Source organism: Alteromonas lipotrueiana (genome assembly GCF_019249245.1).
In the GTDB taxonomy this organism is placed as follows: domain Bacteria; phylum Pseudomonadota; class Gammaproteobacteria; order Enterobacterales; family Alteromonadaceae; genus Alteromonas; species Alteromonas lipotrueiana.
Genome location: NZ_JAESDK010000016.1, coordinates 1 through 17,869, shown reverse-complemented (window position 1 = coordinate 17,869; position 17,869 = coordinate 1). Strand labels below are relative to the sequence as shown.

Genomic DNA, 17,869 nt, shown 5'->3' with positions numbered 1-17,869 from the left:
TCGCTATGGATATAACGCAGGATTATTTACTTGAAAAAGCTGAACATCTATTACTTGATGGAAAGATTAAATCAAAAATTCCTATCCAAAAGCGAGTTGCTTACATTGTTAGCCACGGTGCAAGTTACGCAAGTAACGGTTATGCGATACGAACCCAAAATGTAGCTCAGGCACTAACATCAAAAGGGTACGAAACAATTTGTTTTATTAAACCCGGAAGACCTTGGAATTTATCTTCCGATATAAGTGTTTCTACAGAAGAATGGGTCGAAAATGTAAGATATGTTCATTCAGGCAAAGGTGAATACTTTGATATCGGCTCTTCAGAGGAAATACTCGATAAAGAAGTAGCCTACTTTATTCGGCTTTTTGAAATCTATCGACCAGAGTACGTTGTAGGTGCTTCTGATTATAATACCTCATTACCAGCTCTGATTGCAGCGCGACATTTGAATTTATCTTTTCTTAATGAAGTTCGCGGATTCTGGGAGCTCACACGCGTAGCGAAAAATAAAAGCTATGTTGATAGCGAGGATTATCACAAGCAAAAAATGCGCGATACTTTCGTTGCAAAAAAATCTGATAAAGTTCTTACTCTTAACGAATTGATGAAAGATGAGTTGATTAATAGAGGTATTACTAAAGATCTTATAAGTGTAATTCCTAATGGTGTTAAAGAAATTCCAAATCAAACTCAGGACTGCAACAATGATTCTTTAGGGATAAAAAAGGATTGTTTGACTGTAGGTTTTGTTGGTAGTACGAATGAATATGAGGGGCTTGATGACTTAATAGAAGCCTGTAAATGGCTAATCAGCGAAGGAAATAATATACAGCTAATTGTTGTTGGAAATAAAAGTCCCTTAGCAGTATTAGATAAAAAGATGGAATCTAAATTTTCATGGTTGCTGCAGACTGGTCGCGTAAGTCATGATTCAATAAAAAAATATTACGATGCTATAGATATAATTGTAATACCGAGGCGGAATGAACAGGTATGTAATCTCGTTCCCCCTCTTAAGTTGGTTGAAGCATTAGCCCATAAGAAAAATATAATAGTATCAAATCTTCCTCCGCTAACATATTACGCTAAAAACTATCATAATGTGAAAGTTTTCGAAAGCGGCAACGTTCATGAATTAGCTGATCAGATTATCAACCTAAAAAATACAAATCGATTGTATAAGGCTGAGGATTTGATGATGAGCTCAAATATCCAGTCACTGATTGATACGTTTGAAAAGGAAAAAGTGACAAGGCACACATCTAATATTATTTCTACGCCAAAACCTTTGAATATCTCAAGAGAGGAATCTATCTTTAAAGTTCTTCTTGAGGTAAATGGAAAAAATACAGATGAAATTAATAAGGTAATATCTAGTTATACAAAAATAGCTAAAAACGTAAATAGAATTGCCTTAACTCTCACCGGTATGGAAGATACAGACCGTAAAAAGTTAAAAGATCAAGCAGCTTTCAACTTCCTTAATATCGACAGTTCTATTGATTTATCGAACTGGGATTTGGTTCTGACTGATACAAGGGAAATGAACCAAAACCACCATCAAGTATTTAGTCTAGAAAATGGATTATCTGTTCTGGAGTCGATATGTGAGGCATCCAGGCTATCTGCTTTGAGTAAAATCTTGTATTTTGTATCTACAAATGAAAATAACTTTTCAGCTGGTTATCACAAACGATCTCTACATTTAAAAAACGGCTTTGCTGAAAATGGCATTATAATTCCACTAGTATCATTCACTAATGATACCTTTGGTGTGACAAACAGTGTGTGTTTCATTCCAAAAAGCATCGATTTCCTAGCGCGGTTAATAAAATGGTTAGCACCAAACTCTATAATAGCAGCTTCTAATTTTGAAAATGCCGCACCTTTTCTTCAATTAAGGAAAAATATTCCTTTCGTATTCATATATGAGATGCGTGGCCTATGGCATGAAACCTATGCAGCTAAGATGAAAGAAAAGTCTAAGACATACGACTTAGAATCAGATGATTTTTATAAAAGTAGCCTAAACGCTGAATTAGAGGTTGTCTCAAAAGCAGACAAGGTCGTTTTCATATGTTCTGAGATGCAAGCTTATGTACAGAATAAATTACAGCAACCTATTCAAAACTATCAGATAGTTGGTAATGGTTTTGATATTAAATCTGTTAGTGTGAGGAAACCTAAAGCTAATGCTGAAGCAGGCAGTTCATTTGTAATAGGCTATTTTGGTGCAATAACATATTACGAAGGTATAGCCTTTTTGCTTGATTCAATTAGAGAGCTAATTGCACAGGGTTATAATATCCGAGTCATTCTACTTGGAAAAATCTCTATTAAAGAGAAATGGATTCTTGATTTATCTAAATATAATTTTGTTACTTTTGAAGGGTTTTCAAATAATATTGACCAATATTATAATCAGATTGATCTTTTCATTATTCCCCGTTTGCCTTATTCAGTGTGCCAAAATGTAGAGCCCCTAAAGCCATTCGATTGTTTTGCTAGAAAAGTTCCTCTACTTGTTTCAGACTGTAAAGCGCTTAACCGATTGGCTGATGGGGGTAATAGAGCTCTTGTATTTAAAGCGGGTAATACAGAAAGTTTGAAAAATTCTTTAATTGACATACTTAAAAAGGGGTATCCTACAGAGCTGCTTGATCAAGCATACAGATGGGTACAAGAACAAGCTGATTGGACTCAGATTACAAAAGACTATACAGATTTCATTCAAATTGATAAAAAGAAAATTTACTATTTGTATGCAGATAAGTGGATAATTTCTTATAAATGGAGCGGAGCCTCTATCAATGCGATAAACGAAATGGCTGTGCTATCTGTTGAGAATGATGTGTACTATAACGACATATATGTAAATGATCTTTTTTCCGACGGTTTATTTGATGAAGAAGCATTTTCCAGACGGTATAATATAGAAGCTACAAAACGATCTGTAGGTCATTCAAAATATTTATCTAAAATCTTATTGCCCTCAAGAAAATACGATATCTCGTTTTATAGGAGTGGCGAGTCTGAGAAGTTTATTAAATTTTTTGAATCCGAATTATCCCTTCCCAAAGTATTTAGCCACAATTTTGTAGAGAGGATATGGACAGATTCTATAGTTGGATTTCAAACAGAAGCTTCTTACCATTTTTCTCAAAAACTTTTATTAAGTGATTTTGATGATGACGGTACGCTAGGCTATAGAGACTGCAGAGTAATTCCAAAATCTTCATTTATCCGCTATCAATCAAGTGTTACCGATGGGGAAATTACCAAGACCACTGGAGATGCGAACCACTTACGTGATCAGTTAAAAAGTAAGTTTATCGTGGGTGTTATTGGCACGATTTACGATGGTACGTATCCTGATTTACTTATTGAAACGATAGAGCTGTTAAGAGAACAGTACCCAGAAAAAAATATTCAGTTAGTAGTTTACACGATCAATGTATTAAAAGAGCTGCCAGATAAAGATTGGATAAAAGTTTCTAACTATTCAAAACATGAAAAGGAACTAGCTCTCTCTCAATTAGATGTGATTGTGAATACCTGGAAGTCATCAACACAGATGTACAGTGGTTCAAATAAGAATATAGATTCAATTAATTATTCAATACCGCTGATAGCAGCGCGAACTCCCGCTTATGAGGAGCAGCTAGGATCTTCATATCCTCTTTTTTATGAATTCGATCCAAATGATCCTGACCGCGATAGTGTCACGAGAGATAGATTTGGCGTTCTTTTGAAAAGATGTTTTGATGAGGATTTCAAATTAGGTGTAAAAAACTACTTGGCATGGCGAAGGTGTTTTATATCAAAAGATGTCGCCTCCTATTTGTATAATTATCAAATCAGAGAACTCTGCGAAAAGCGTATTTTAATAATCACGCAGAATATGAATGTCGGGGGCGTGCAAAAATATACAAAGCAATTAATTGAATCATTATATGGCTGTAGCATAACGGTCCTTGTTAATGAAATTATAGAAAAAGACAAACTCGACGCTCTGAAGACAATAAATCGAAATATGAAAGTCGTTTATATGGAAAATTATTCAGAGCTGTTCGATAGTTCTTTCGATTTCACATTTGTAAATAGTTTTCCTGTTGATAGGGATTTACTATCGAAATTACTCTCTTCTCTTAAAAGCGGTGGCTCCAGAATATACCCTATCTTGCATTCAGATATTCATCCTTTTACTGTTGAAATTACTAATCATCTATCATTGGTGGATGAGTTAATTACAATAAATAAAAATATAATAAAAAAGATTAAGTTTTCTTGTGGTGCGGATTTTTCAAGTAGATTTCATAATATTACACCGGCTCTAGATTCAGGAGCTAATGGTCTGAAGTATTCCGAAGTTAAGAAAGTTAGATCGTACCGGGTCGCTTTTTTTGGAAGAATAGCGAGATTAAAGTGTGCTGATTTTCTTTGTAAGGCCTTCACCGAGTATGTAATGCGCAATGACAGTGGCTATACACTTTTAATTTGTGGCCCTCTCGCCCATAAAGGTTTAGACAGCGTGATTGCAAAGTGTAACAAATTAGCAGGTAGAAGTGTAATTGAACTCCACGACAAAGAATTCAATGCTCAGGAACGAATAGAGCTGTTTAAATCAGTAGATGCTTTGGTCTACACCACTGCTACTGAAGGTCTTCCTTACACCTTTATCGAAGCTAATTCCTTGGGGCTGCCCGTACTAAGTTCAAATGTCGGAGCAGTTTCTTCTCTAATAAAAGATGGAGTTAACGGTTATCTTTTCAATTTTCCTGAACTTAACCTTGATAATCTTTTCGAGGAAAAGCCGTATAACAAATTATCCAAAGTAATGCACGATAATGAAACGAGTAACATTGAGGAATTCATTCGTGTGTTTAAACTTTTTGAATCTGACGATTTCAGCCTAGAAGAGTTAAGTTTTAATTCTATATCTTTAGTCGCAGATAAGTTTAGTTTTGAAAGCATGTCCAACAAATTTAGAAATATAGTTTATTAGTGTGGAGTTATATCTTGAATTCTTACGGTTATAAAACAAAACTAATTGATAAGCTTGATGATATTTCCTGTCTTATATCTTCGGGATTATTTCAGTTTCACTTTATTTACAAGAATACTGATTTTTATTACTCTCATAAATCAAATGACTATGGGACATTGGTTAGTTTTCACGCTGCTGTCGAGCCTACTATTTCACTACCAGTTTTTAGAGGACATGATTGGTCCGTGGATAACACTAATATTTTGTGTGTCAGTGATCCGGTGCTTGCCAAATACAGGGAAGGTAATAATACTACAATTTCTTTTGATTCTACGTTTTTTCAGGGTACATCGAAAATAGATTCTGAATCAATTATTATAGAAGTGTTAGCGTTTTTCCAAAGTTTTAACGTTGGCGATATTCTGACATTTGGTACTAGTGCCGGGGGATTGGCCGCATTAAAGTATAGCTCATACTTTAATGGCTATTGTTTAATAGGAAATGCCGAATTTTATTTGGACATCTGGTGGAATTTCGAAAATACAGCAGAAGTAATACGTAGTCAGGGCGACGAAATCGATTATCCTGATATCTTTTCTTGGTTAAATAAATATGGGCCGCCTAAAAAACTTATTTTATCTTCAAATGTATTCGATGATATGACGTTTGAAGCACATCATTTACCCATTGTAGATTACTTCCAAGATAAACATCCGGAAAAGCTTTATGACATAAGACATTGTGAAAAACATTCTGGCAAATTTCACACTTCTCATTTTCCAGCCAATACCCCTTATAAAAAATTGATAGAGACTTTGTCTTATGATTCATCTTTAATCGAAGTTATCACAGATAGTAAAGAAAAAGCGCTAATAGACTTCGATTACGTATCGAAATTCATTAACGTAAGTGAGTTATCTAATCTAGCTGTTTCAGAATCGAACGACGCTGAAAGTTTGAAAAGTAACCATTGTAAGCTACTCGTTATTTACAATAAAGTTGATGTTCATGAACTTTTGAAAAAAATTCCAGTTAAAGTTGACTGGGTATTTATTAGAAAGACCAATTCTAATCCTACTCCTAGTAAGCATGGAGTTTTTACTATATCTCTACCTTTCAAAAAGTTTTTCTTCCAGTCAAATGATTTCTCAATTGTAAAGTATTAGATAGTTAATGAATCAGTTCGATGAAGTTTGGTATCTTGAAAGGTACCCTGATGTCCGCGAGTCTTCTATTTCCCCATATCAGCACTATATTAAGTTTGGTAAAAAAGAAGGCAGACTTCCTTTTTTTATAAAGAGTGTCGATATTGATTGTAGGCTCTGGTCTCAATCTAACCATAGTGCTAGAATTTATGATTTAGAAAATGTTTTATTATACGAAAGTGAATCAGTCGAATTAAGTTTCGCTGCTTGGTCTTTAGCTAGGTGGTATGGAAGTAATGGAGAATGGATTCAAGCGCGGGTATATATTAATAAGATGCTCGAAAATGACATTATTTTTGATGTTATAGGGTGCCAGGGCCCATTTTTACTCGCGTTTTCGATTTATTTTAATTTGCAAGAGCATCAACTTGCGAAATCACTTTTGGATGATGAAAGGTGGGTATATTCTGAAGATAAAGCCTTAGCAAAGTCGATGCTTCACTTTGGTTCAGATAAACTCGAGCAGATTAACAAGGTTTTCGAAAATCACAATTTAGCTCTTATCAATACTAATTCCGGTAACTCTTTAGATTTAATTTCTGCTTACGCTCGCAGTAATCATCGGTATTTTGACCCTTTGGTTACAGTCATTATCCCTTGTTATAACGCTGAGAAGACAATATCTACTGCGCTCAAAAGTCTTTTAAATCAGAGTTACCAAAAGTTGGAGATTCTGGTTGCGGACGATGCATCTACAGATACGTCGCGAGAGGTCGTTCAACAGTTTAGTGAGCGGGATAGGCGCATTCGACTGTTATCAATGCCAGAAAATAGTGGAGCTTATGCAGCTAGAAACGCAGCATTACGAGTTTCCAAGGGGAGCCTGATAACAACTCATGATGCCGATGACTGGTCGCATCCTGATAAAATTAGATTACAAGTGGCCGTATTAATCTGGAACCCCAAAGCCGCTGCGTCGGTATCTCATTGGGTTCGTACTACACCTGATCTTAGTTTTCAGCGTTGGCGCATGGAGGAAGGATGGGTTTATCGTAATGTATCCTCGTTGATGTTCAAACGAAAAGTCTTTCGCAAATTAGGGTTTTGGGACCGGGTGTCTGTTAATGCTGACACAGAATACTATCACCGAATTAGGAAAGTATTTGGTGATAAGAGCATCCTGGAAGTAAAACCAGGTGTTCCACTTGCCTTCGGAAGAGCTGACGAATCATCCCTTAGTCAGACAAAAGCTACACATTTGCGTACACAATTTAAGGGAGTAAGGAAGGATTATCACGACGCCGCGATACAATGGCACAATTCATCCAAGCGTCTTTTTATGCCAGAAAAGCCTAGTAAAAGACCTTTTGCAGTTCCTTTTCTTATTTGTCGTGGAACGCAACGTGCTAAGGAAAGTAATCTAGCTCTTCGTCTTAAGGATAGTGGATTATTCGATGCCGAATGGTATTTGTCTCGTTATAAAGATGTGAGACTAGCAAAAGCTAACCCATTTAATCATTTTATCCGTTTTGGTTTAACGGAAGGGCGAGATCCCTCTGCCATCTGCAGTGTTACTGGCCTCGCTTTTAAATTGAACGTTAGCCTGTGGGAGTCCATAGAGCGCTTCATCGATGCACCTCAACAGCTCAAAAGTCCAATAGGTATTGCTGGAAGTAAATCTCGGATTGCTGCAAAACCTACCTTGTTGATGGTTGGGCACCAGGTTACAGATGAGCTATTTGGTGCTGAACGCAGTTTTTTAGATGTTATTGAAGTGCTTTCTCAACAAAAGCTCAATATTATAGTCACTTTGCCTAGCGCAAGTAACAAGAGCTACATCGAAAAGATAGTTCCTTTGGTCAGTAGCGTCATCATTCTTCCATATGGTTGGTGGGAAAAGAATAAACAAGCTTGTTCAGCTACAGTTGATCAATTTAAACAATTGATGATTAGGCACGCAATCAAGCAGGTTTATATAAATACCTTGGTTCTTGGCGAAGCCGCTATTGCCGCCAGAGAATTAGACCTTACTACGACTGTACATGTAAGAGAGCTTCTTGAGTATGATCCGGATCTATGTGAAGTTTTAGGTACAACTCATACAGATGTAAGAAATTCACTTCATGCTACCGGATGTAGACTTATCGCTAATTCAAATGCGGTAGCGAAATGGTTACAACCATCATCGAGCGCAACCGTTATACCGAATACTATTCATATTAACGATTATCCCTTGGCTCCGATGAACTTTGACAGTGAAATAAAGATAGTAGTGCTGAGCAGTAATCTACCCAAAAAGGGAATTGATGATGTTATTGCGGTAGCTGAAAGATTAAAAAAGCTAAATATCAACGTAGCGTTCAAGTTATATGGTCCTATTAATGAATATGTAGTTAATTGGAAAAAGCAGGGGTTACCTTCGAATTTGTTATTTTGTGGCTACGCGGAGTCGTCGTGGCAAGGCATTTCAGATGCACATATCGTACTAAATTTATCTCATTTTCAAGAGTCGTTTGGGCGAACAGTACTCGAAGCTATGGCGTGCGGTAGAGCCGTGGTTGCATACGACTGGGGCGCTGTCTCAGAGGTAATTGATGAAAGTTGTGGAATCGTCGTTGAATATAAAAATATAGAGCATGTTGTCGCTGCAATAATGAAACTCAGTGCAGACACAACTAGTATTGTGGAAATGGGACAGCAAGGAAGACGGAGGGCCGCCACATACTTTAATAAGAAGGTAGTGGCTGAAAAATTCATGTCACATTTTAACTTCTAAAGTTTTAATTATAAAAAAGAATTGCTGTAGGATTGAAGATGGGCAACAAGTATTTTGGTACTGATGGAATACGCGGTAAAGTTGGACAACTACCAATGATGCCTGATTTTGTAATGAAATTAGGCTGGGCAGCCGGTACCGTTTTGGCAGCTTCAGGTACCAAGGAAGTGCTGATTGGCAAAGATACCCGGGCAAGCGGGTATATGCTTGAGTCTGCACTGGAGGCTGGCTTATCTGCTGCAGGAGTAAATATTGCATTGGCGGGTCCGATTCCATCGCCGGCCGTGGCATATCTCGCGTCTACGTTTAGAGCTGACGCTGGCGTAGTCATTAGTGCGTCCCATAACCCTTATTATGATAACGGTATTAAATTTTTCGCCCAGCGGGGCGCAAAATTATCGGACGAACAACAATACCAGGTTGAAAAAAAGCTATGTTATGCGTTGAAAAACGGTATTGATTGCGTAAGCTCAGAAAGGCTAGGAAAAGCGAGAAGAGTTGAAGACGCAGCAGGACGTTACATCGAGTACTGCAAAGGTTCTTTCCCCACAGAAGCAAGCCTGCAAGGTCTAAAAATAGTTATTGATAGTGCTAACGGCGCTGCCTATAAAGTAGGCCCTAGCGTTTTATTAGAACTGGGGGCTGAGGTTGTTAGTATTCATGATAAGCCTAATGGCATAAATATCAATCAAGATTGTGGTTCTACTTCTTTAACAAACCTACAAAATTCAGTTATTAAACACCAGGCAGATTTAGGGATTGCCGTCGACGGAGATGCAGATCGGCTTATTATGGTCGATCATGAAGGAGAGGTTGTCGATGGTGATGAGATTCTTTTTTTGTTAGCTCGAGCGGCCAAGCGGGATGGCTACAGTGGTGGTGTTGTTGGCACATTAATGACAAACCTAGGTTTGCAGCGGGCGCTTGAAGGGTTGGGGATAGCTTTTGAAAGAGCAGAAGTAGGCGACCGATATGTAATGCAAAAACTTAAAGAAAATGGTTGGAAGATTGGAGGGGAGCCCTCTGGCCATATATTGCATTTAGGCCATTCATCTACAGGTGATGCCTTAGTAATTGCTTTACAAGTTTTAGCAATTATTGTTGCTAGTGGTCATCCCTTGCACGAACTTAAAAAGGGTATGACCAAAATCCCTCAGAGTTTTGCTAATGTTCGCATCAACGGGATAAAAGATCCTTTGCAGGCGCCAATCGTAATTCAAGCGGTGGAAAATCTTAAGGCGTCGCTTGCCGAGACTGGAAGGTTAGTATTGCGGGAGTCAGGTACTGAACCGCTTATACGCATTATGGTAGAAGCCCTTCATCATAATGATGCAAGCTTTTTTGCAGAAAATTTGGCAAAAGTCATCGATTCTGAATCCTAATAAGGCTATAGATACGTTGCGCTAGTTCATTCTGTTAGTAATGACAGCTTGTACCAGTGCTTTTTTATATGAAAGATTTATTTAAAATTCTTTCCAATTAAGAAGTCAGTAATTTAATGCGCGTTATCTTCCATTTCGGCCCACCTAAAACAGGTACTTCGGCAATACAAAAGTGGTTTTCAACTAACTACGAATGGTTATTGAAGCAGGGTATTCATTATCCTAAGCACTCACTGGATTTGAACGGTGTTAGCTCTGGTAATTTGCGTAGTGTTTTTTCTGGTAGCAAAGCAAATTTTGAGTTTTCTGAGTCGCTATTTAGTAATGAGCAGCAAATAGCTGAACAAAAAAATTGTCATACAGTCATTTTTTCATCTGAATTTTTTTTCAGAAGTTTGGCAATACTCGCGGAGAAAGTGCCCGGCGCTCTATTTGTAGGTTATGTTCGGTTTGGATTAGAGACATTGCAATCCTCCTACAATCAGTCAGTAAAAAGACATAGTAGAACTACGCTATTTGATCCGGGGAATTATACACAATCGTCTTTAACGTTTATGTCCAAAATGATTGCATCAATTGGAGAGAATCGATTTATCCTCCGCCCTTACAGTACGTCACTGTTTGCGAGAAACAACCTGGTATCTGACTTTCTTGATACCGTTGGTATAGATGCAAAAAATGTCAGTACGGCAGTGGGTAGGGTTAATTCATCTTACTCTATAGAGGCAATCGAAGTAAAACGCTGGTTCAATCAGCTCGATTTAGAAAGCTTACAAGATCGCCTCGATCTTTCACTACAAGGTTACGGTGACGGTCAACCTTTCTCGCTGCTAAGTGACGAAGAGTTTGAGACTGCGAAAGCAAGATATTTGCTACAATTAAAGCACTTTTTACATCAACGAAACCTTGACTGGAGTAGCGACTTCTATCAACAGTGTGAGCAACTTCAAAATCAAAATTACAAACAGCAGATTCTCTCAGATATCAAGTTTGAACGAATATTGAGGGGTATGATTGCCGATCAGAAGCTAACTTATACCGCTTTACATACGGCTTACGAGCAGGCTCGGTTATATCAAGAAAAGTTAGAAAATCCGCAACGTGTAGAAATACTAAATAAAGTTGTGCCTTACTGGGTAAAACTGGCTTTTAAGCTTAAAACAACTCTATTTTCACAACAGCAGAGGAACAATAAATGAGAGATCTTCTGCTTAAAGCAGTAAAAGGCGCTTATGGTCTGTTACCCGAAAAATCAAAAAACAGAATGCGTGGGTATCACAACCTACGACAGTGGTATGGCAATAAATTACGTCAATCTAGTATTGCCTATGAAGTACCTTCGCTAAGAAAGACACGTCAACTTCATCAATTACATCTTTTGGGTCAGGCTGCACGTGTTGAAAAGGCCCTACCTATTAAACAGACTATTAATGTATTGATTATTGGCGAGAAGGGCTTTGCAAAGACGGCTGCCTCGCTATGCCGTTTAAAAACTAACGTTAACTCGGTTTATGTTGACCACAGCAAATGTCGGGAGGGCTTAAATACAGCTTTGCCGGTAAAACCTCGTTCGGCAATAGTTATGGGTATTTATCCTCTGCTCGTTTTAAAAGCGGGCGTAGAAGTGTATGAAGACATCCTGCCGATTGACAGAAAAAGCCCCGAATCGGATGTAACCTACTTCGATGCATTCACGGTTGATGAAAAAAATAAACTGCAAACTTATGAGTTTTTACCGGACTGGAATCCCGATTTATTATTGTCTACAGGGTATGTTAAATCGGCTGTTATGTTGAAGCCTGACTCCCGGCTTAACCCGTTTTTTTCCGATAGTAATAATATTGAAAGTGCGTTGGCCGATGCTTATTTAGCAGGTGTAGATTTTTCAATTGATCATTTACCACTGTCTTTTACGCAGAGCAGAGCTATTAAGCCTGACTTAGACAGCTTAAAAAAAATCATAAACAAACATCATCTGCAAACCGAAAATTTGACTGGTAACGTGTTGTCAGTGCAATGGCCTTTACTGTCCAAACCTCTTGTATCTCTGGTCATTCCAACTTACAACGGCAAAGAGTTAGTTAAAGCCTGTATTGATTCTATTTTAGAGAAAACTACTTACCAGAATTACGAAATTTTACTGGTAGACAACAATTCAGACGAGACCGCAAGTCTGGAGTTTTTTGAGCAACTGAATCAACATCCACGAATCAGAGTTCTGAAATACCCATATCCTTTTAACTACTCAGCGATCAATAATTTTGCAGTAAAGCAGGCAAAAGGCGAAGTCGTCGGTCTGGTTAATAATGATATCGAAGTTATTTCAGATCACTGGCTTGAATATATGGCGGCTCATGCTATGCGCGACGACATAGGTTGCGTAGGAGCAAAGCTATTGTACTCAGATGGCAGAATTCAGCATGCCGGGGTGGTGTTAGGCTATGGTGGCGGGGCAGGGCACGCGCACAAGTATTTTCCACGCTACCACCCAGGGTACATGAATCGATTGCTTGCAACTCAGAATTACAGTGCGGTAACTGCCGCCTGCTTATTTGTGAAAAAGTCTAAGTATGAAGAGGTAGACGGATTAAACGAAAAAGACCTGCACGTAGCTTTCAATGATGTGGATTTTTGTTTGCGGGTAGCTCAATCCGGAGTCCGCAATCTTTATTGCGCCGAAGCTGAACTGTTTCATCATGAATCGGTGTCGCGTGGTTTGGATATCACTCCTGAAAAGGCGGCGCGCTTCAATAAAGAGCTAAACTACCTAAAAACCACGTGGGGTCAATATATCGATCACGATCCGGCCTACAACCCAAATCTTACGCTAAAGCGCGAGAACTTTGCTATTAAGGCAAAAGAAGAGTATTGACGCCGCCGCCAGCGATTTATTGAATGTATTATGGTTTGTAAAGGTAAACGCTGGTGACAAAACATAAACCAGGCATTGAGTATCGCTACGCTCGGGCTTACCATTACCAGCCTATTAAATGCTGTTTGTCGGGTCTGATTACTTTTTCCATACAAGCAGACGTTCTTTTTTATTAATATTTGTGAAGGCTCAGCTTTAGCTATGAGAAAAGGAATAATCCTCGCCGGTGGCTCCGGCACCCGCTTGCACCCTCTGACTTCAGTAGTTAGTAAGCAACTGATGCCAGTGTACGACAAGCCGATGATTTTCTACCCATTGTCTACTCTGATGATGTCGGGCATTCGAGATATTCTTATCATTACCACGCCTGAAGAGCAGTCGCGATTTGTTCAGCTTATAGGAGACGGAACTTCTTTAGGCATGAATATTCAATACGCGGTACAAAAAAGCCCCGATGGTCTGGCGCAGGCCTTTTTAATTGGTGAAGAGTTTATCGGTAATGACAGTTGCACGCTGGTTTTGGGTGACAACATCTACTATGGCCATGATTTGAAGCTTTCTTTACAAAGCGCTTTTAAACAAGAGCAAGGCGCTACCGTCTTTGGTTATCATGTAAATGATCCTGAGCGTTATGGTGTGGTTGACTTTGATGATGACTGGAATGCTTTATCTATTGAAGAAAAACCTCAAAAGGCGAAATCAAATTACGCAGTTACGGGTTTGTATTATTATGATAACCGCGTTGTGGATTTTGCTAAAGAGGTCAAACCCTCTGCCAGGGGAGAGCTTGAAATAACTGACCTGAATAATTTATACCTAAAGGATGGCTCATTAAAGGTAGAGCTGATGGGCCGCGGTTCAGCGTGGTTAGACACCGGAACACTGGATAGTCTATTGGATGCGGCCAATTTTGTTGCCGCTATTGAAAAACGTCAGGGTTTGAAAGTCTGTTGCCCGGAAGAAGTTGCTTATCGTATGGGTTATATCGACGCGACCCAACTTGAACAGCTCGCTGCCCCATTAATAAAAAGCGGATATGGCGATTATCTGCTTAAAGTAATCAATGATCGCGTTAAATAATATATTCAGGTTAGTAGTAAAGTATGCAAGTAATCAAAACAGACATTCCCGATGTGAAAATCATCGAGCCGAAAGTATTTGGCGATGAGCGTGGTTTCTTTATGGAAACCTTTCGCACCGACTGGTTTCAAAAGGAATGCGCCGATGTCGAATTTGTACAGGATAATCACTCTAAGTCGCGACAGGGGATTTTACGGGGTTTGCATTATCAGCTAGAACAAACTCAGGGTAAATTAGTACGTGTTACCCATGGTGAGGTGTTTGATGTTGCGGTCGATATGCGCAAGAACTCGGCAACGTTCGGTCAGTGGGTTGGGGTCATGCTTTCGGCTGAAAATAGTCGGCAGCTATGGGTTCCGGCTGGCTTTGCACACGGTTTTTATGTCACCAGTGAATCGGCTGAATTTGTGTACAAATGTACCGACTATTATCATCCCGAATCTGAAGTATCGGTGAAGTACGACGATACAGATATCGGTATTCATTGGCCACTATTAGATGGCAAAAAACCGTCGTTGTCAGCAAAAGATGAAGATGGTTTGGATTTTTCTGACGCCCCGACATTTTAAGGTGGTGATGTGAATATTGTCGTTATTGGTAAGTCGGGTCAGCTGGCACGCGAACTACAACAACTATTGCCCGAATCGGTATCTTTTTTAGGTCGGGATGATATCGATCTGGTTAATAGCGAAAGACTGTTTTCTACGTTGGGTGCTTTGGCCCCACAGGCGATAATTAATGCGTCTGCCTATACCGCGGTAGATAAAGCCGAATCAGAGCCTGAAGCTGCACACCTAATCAACTGTGACGGTGTCGAAAACCTGGCTCGCTACTGCAAAAGTACAAATACTTTCATGGTGCATGTTTCTACAGACTATGTTTTCAACGGGCACAAAGGTGTGCCTTACATGCCTGACGATACCATTGAGCCCCAAGGCGTATACGGGCGAACAAAGGCTGAAGGTGAAAAAGCCCTGTTAAAAATTTTGCCCGAACAAAGTTGTTTGTTGCGCACTGCCTGGGTGTATTCAGTACATGGCAATAATTTTGTAAAAACGATGCTTACGCTAATGGCGCAAAAGCCGCAATTGGGCGTTATTGATGACCAAATAGGTACGCCCACGTGGGCCCGGGGGCTGGCCCAAGCCTGTGTTTTTGCCGCTCAAAACTGTACCAAAGGTGTTTTTCACTGGACTGATGAAGGCGTCGCCAGCTGGTACGATTTTGCTTGTGCAATTCAGGAGCTGGCGTTGCAAAAAGGCTTACTAAAGTCTGCAATTTCCATCTTACCGATTCCGTCTTCACAATATCCTACGCCCGCCAAACGCCCACCTTACAGCGTGTTGGATAAAACCTCGGCACGACAAGCTTTCAGCACTATTCAGCCTCAGCATTGGCGAAGTCAGTTAGCTAAAATGCTTGATGCACTTTAACAATCGAGAAAGTTGATGAAGAAAATCATTCTTGTAACTGGCGGCGCTGGCTTTATTGGGTCAGCGGTAGTGCGCCATCTTATTAATGACACTACGCATACGGTTATCAATCTGGACAAACTGACCTATGCGGGCAATCTTGAATCTTTGCAATGTATAGATTCTGACAATCGTTATCACTTCGAGCAGGTGGATATATGTGATGGCGAAAGCGTTCGTACCGTATTAGAACAGTATCAGCCTGATATTATTATGCATCTGGCGGCTGAGTCACACGTTGATCGGTCAATTGATGGGCCTGGCGAGTTTATCCAGACTAACGTAGTCGGTACCTATACGCTACTTGAACAAGCTCGCGCATATTGGAATGATTTAACTAATAACAAGCGTGAAAGCTTTAGGTTTCATCATATCTCTACCGACGAAGTGTATGGCGACTTACCTCATCCCGATGAAATGGAACCGGGTACGGAGCTTCCACTATTTACTGAAACCACGCCCTATGCGCCAAGTTCCCCTTATTCTGCTTCTAAAGCATCATCCGATCAGTTAGTACGGGCATGGTTGCGAACCTATAAATTACCTGCGCTTGTCACCAATTGTTCAAACAACTATGGCCCGTATCACTTCCCGGAAAAATTGATTCCGCTGGTAATTCTGAATGCGCTGGCAGGAAAGCCGTTGCCCGTTTATGGTAAGGGCAACCAAATCCGCGACTGGCTATATGTAGAAGACCATGCCCGAGCATTGGTTCTTGTTGCACTGGAGGGGAAGATTGGTGAAACCTACAATATTGGCGGCCACAATGAAAAGCAGAATCTAGAAGTCGTACAAACCATTTGTTCAATTCTGGATGAAGTAAAGCCAAAAGAATCCCTTTACGCTGAGCAGATTACGTATGTACAGGACCGTCCGGGACACGATATGCGTTATGCTATAGATGCCTCAAAAATAGAGCGCGAGTTAGGCTGGAGCCCGCAAGAAACATTTGAATCTGGTATACGTAAAACCATCGAATGGTATCTAAATAATGAAAGCTGGTGGCAAGCGGTCCTTGATGGAAGTTATCAGGGTGAAAGGCTCGGGGCTGGAAGCTAAGCTATGAGAACCCGCATTTAAAAGCGGGTTCTTTTTGTTCAGTCTAAAACTACTTGTCGTTTAATACACCTGCCAATTCTTCATCAGAAAAACCTGCATCCAGACCATACTGTCTGATTCGGTCATCTGCCACACCCGCATCTTGGGCGGTTTCCAGGATACGTAATATTTGTTCACGCTGCGCCGCGGATTCTTTAATCGCGGTGGTTACAACATTATCCGCCTGACCTGGGAAAATAGCCAATAAGGCATCAACAACATATTCTCCTACATAAGGAACGGTGTTCAGCGCGGTAGTCATTATATCGACGAGTTTGTTTGGGTGTTGGCGAGAAAGGGTTTGGACAATAGAGTCGGCAGAGTTTGGCTCGGTTAGTACCGCCACTCGTACAATCTCATTTAATTCATCGGGTGTGGCGTTGGCTGCCGCCTGAACCACAAAGTCTACATAGCTAGGCTCAGCAGAGATTGCGAGTTTAACAATAGCCGGGCATGAGCTCACGTTTTTAGCGATAGCGAGTTCAACTATTTCTTTAGTGGACGAAGGTTGAGCAGATATCGCTGAATGAATAATTTCCTGGTAGTAGTCGGGGTAGGTTTCTAATGCTACTTCGACAATTGCTACTACGTCTTGGGGATAATGGCTGGCGATAGATTTGATAGCCCTGCCAATAGACATGTTCTGATCTACCTGGCGTTTAAGAAACTTAACCTGATAGGGGTCAATCACTTTTGCTTCGGTATCTGAAAATTCCGTAGCACCGGCTGAGGTGCAAATGCAAGCCGCTAAGGCTATATAGCTTAGACTGCGCATAAAAAGCCGAACTCCTAAAGTGGGTGAACAAACAGGTTAATGTATAAGATAGCGTAAAGATAGAACGAAACCATTATCAATAAGTCCACAATGGTCACTTTTTGTTACGCAAGTGTAAAAAGTAACCTTTTAATGAGTTTTTTTCAATTTTATTTGCATTAAGTATTGACCTTTTTTAGAGAGTCGCTAGAATGCGCTCCACTTCGACGGGACAGGCCAAACGGCAACACTGAAGAAGGGTTATCAGTCAGGCTACAGAGCAACGCTGGTAACGGTTT

The 17,869-nt window shown here is 39.8% G+C and carries 11 protein-coding genes; 10 read left to right on the top strand and 1 reads right to left on the bottom strand.

Translation table 11 applies throughout. The features are described 5' to 3' along the window. Window positions 1–5 precede the first annotated feature (5 nt). From JK130_RS11385 to rfbB, 10 genes are all read left to right on the top strand, one after another. The gene (locus JK130_RS11385; RefSeq protein ID WP_218354455.1) at window positions 6–5,009 is read left to right on the top strand and encodes a glycosyltransferase; all 5,004 of its coding nucleotides are present in this window, start codon (window positions 6–8) and stop codon (window positions 5,007–5,009) included. Between the two features lie 14 nt (window positions 5,010–5,023). Further along, on the top strand, window positions 5,024–6,157 hold the full coding sequence (locus JK130_RS11380; protein WP_218354454.1) for a hypothetical protein: 1,134 nt from the start codon (window positions 5,024–5,026) through the stop codon (window positions 6,155–6,157). Between the two features lie 7 nt (window positions 6,158–6,164). After that, window positions 6,165–8,912, top strand: a complete 2,748-nt coding sequence (locus JK130_RS11375) for a glycosyltransferase (RefSeq protein ID WP_218354453.1) — start codon at window positions 6,165–6,167, stop codon at window positions 8,910–8,912. A gap of 38 nt (window positions 8,913–8,950) precedes the next feature. After that, window positions 8,951–10,294 (top strand): phosphoglucosamine mutase, encoded by a 1,344-nt coding sequence (gene glmM, locus JK130_RS11370; protein ID WP_218354452.1) that lies wholly within the window; start codon window positions 8,951–8,953, stop codon window positions 10,292–10,294. Window positions 10,295–10,410: 116 nt separating this feature from the next. Beyond that, window positions 10,411–11,493, top strand: coding sequence for a hypothetical protein (locus JK130_RS11365; RefSeq protein WP_218354451.1), 1,083 nt, complete (start codon window positions 10,411–10,413; stop codon window positions 11,491–11,493). After that, a complete protein-coding gene (locus JK130_RS11360) occupies window positions 11,490–13,166 on the top strand; it encodes a glycosyltransferase family 2 protein (protein ID WP_218354450.1) in 1,677 nt (558 codons plus the stop codon). Before JK130_RS11365 ends, JK130_RS11360 begins: the two co-directional genes overlap by 4 nt. Window positions 13,167–13,367: 201 nt before the next feature. After that, window positions 13,368–14,246, top strand: coding sequence for a glucose-1-phosphate thymidylyltransferase RfbA (gene rfbA, locus JK130_RS11355; RefSeq protein WP_218354449.1), 879 nt, complete (start codon window positions 13,368–13,370; stop codon window positions 14,244–14,246). A 23-nt stretch (window positions 14,247–14,269) separates the two neighbouring features. Then, on the top strand, window positions 14,270–14,815 hold the full coding sequence (gene rfbC / locus JK130_RS11350) for a dTDP-4-dehydrorhamnose 3,5-epimerase (RefSeq protein ID WP_218354448.1): 546 nt from the start codon (window positions 14,270–14,272) through the stop codon (window positions 14,813–14,815). A gap of 9 nt (window positions 14,816–14,824) precedes the next feature. Next, window positions 14,825–15,679: a dTDP-4-dehydrorhamnose reductase gene (gene rfbD, locus JK130_RS11345; RefSeq protein WP_218354447.1), complete on the top strand. Its 855-nt coding sequence runs from the start codon at window positions 14,825–14,827 to the stop codon at window positions 15,677–15,679. A 15-nt stretch (window positions 15,680–15,694) separates the two neighbouring features. Further along, complete coding sequence (gene rfbB, locus JK130_RS11340) at window positions 15,695–16,777, top strand: dTDP-glucose 4,6-dehydratase (protein WP_218354446.1); 1,083 nt, start codon at window positions 15,695–15,697, stop codon at window positions 16,775–16,777. Between the two features lie 49 nt (window positions 16,778–16,826). Here rfbB and JK130_RS11335 read toward each other — a convergent pair whose 3' ends face one another. Next, window positions 16,827–17,591 (bottom strand): hypothetical protein, encoded by a 765-nt coding sequence (locus tag JK130_RS11335; RefSeq protein ID WP_218354445.1) that lies wholly within the window; start codon window positions 17,589–17,591, stop codon window positions 16,827–16,829. Window positions 17,592–17,869: the final 278 nt, after the last annotated feature.

What these genes read in the sequence shown, in the direction of transcription:
- JK130_RS11385 (WP_218354455.1), top strand. Translation starts at nt 6, where the DNA reads ATGGATATAACGCAGGATTATTTACTTGAAAAAGCTGAACATCTATTA.
- JK130_RS11375 (WP_218354453.1), top strand. Translation starts at nt 6,165, where the DNA reads ATGAATCAGTTCGATGAAGTTTGGTATCTTGAAAGGTACCCTGATGTC.
- glmM (WP_218354452.1), top strand. Translation starts at nt 8,951, where the DNA reads ATGGGCAACAAGTATTTTGGTACTGATGGAATACGCGGTAAAGTTGGA.
- JK130_RS11365 (WP_218354451.1), top strand. Translation starts at nt 10,411, where the DNA reads ATGCGCGTTATCTTCCATTTCGGCCCACCTAAAACAGGTACTTCGGCA.
- JK130_RS11360 (WP_218354450.1), top strand. Translation starts at nt 11,490, where the DNA reads ATGAGAGATCTTCTGCTTAAAGCAGTAAAAGGCGCTTATGGTCTGTTA.
- rfbA (WP_218354449.1), top strand. Translation starts at nt 13,368, where the DNA reads ATGAGAAAAGGAATAATCCTCGCCGGTGGCTCCGGCACCCGCTTGCAC.
- rfbC (WP_218354448.1), top strand. Translation starts at nt 14,270, where the DNA reads ATGCAAGTAATCAAAACAGACATTCCCGATGTGAAAATCATCGAGCCG.
- rfbB (WP_218354446.1), top strand. Translation starts at nt 15,695, where the DNA reads ATGAAGAAAATCATTCTTGTAACTGGCGGCGCTGGCTTTATTGGGTCA.
- JK130_RS11335 (WP_218354445.1), bottom strand. Translation starts at nt 17,591, where the DNA reads ATGCGCAGTCTAAGCTATATAGCCTTAGCGGCTTGCATTTGCACCTCA.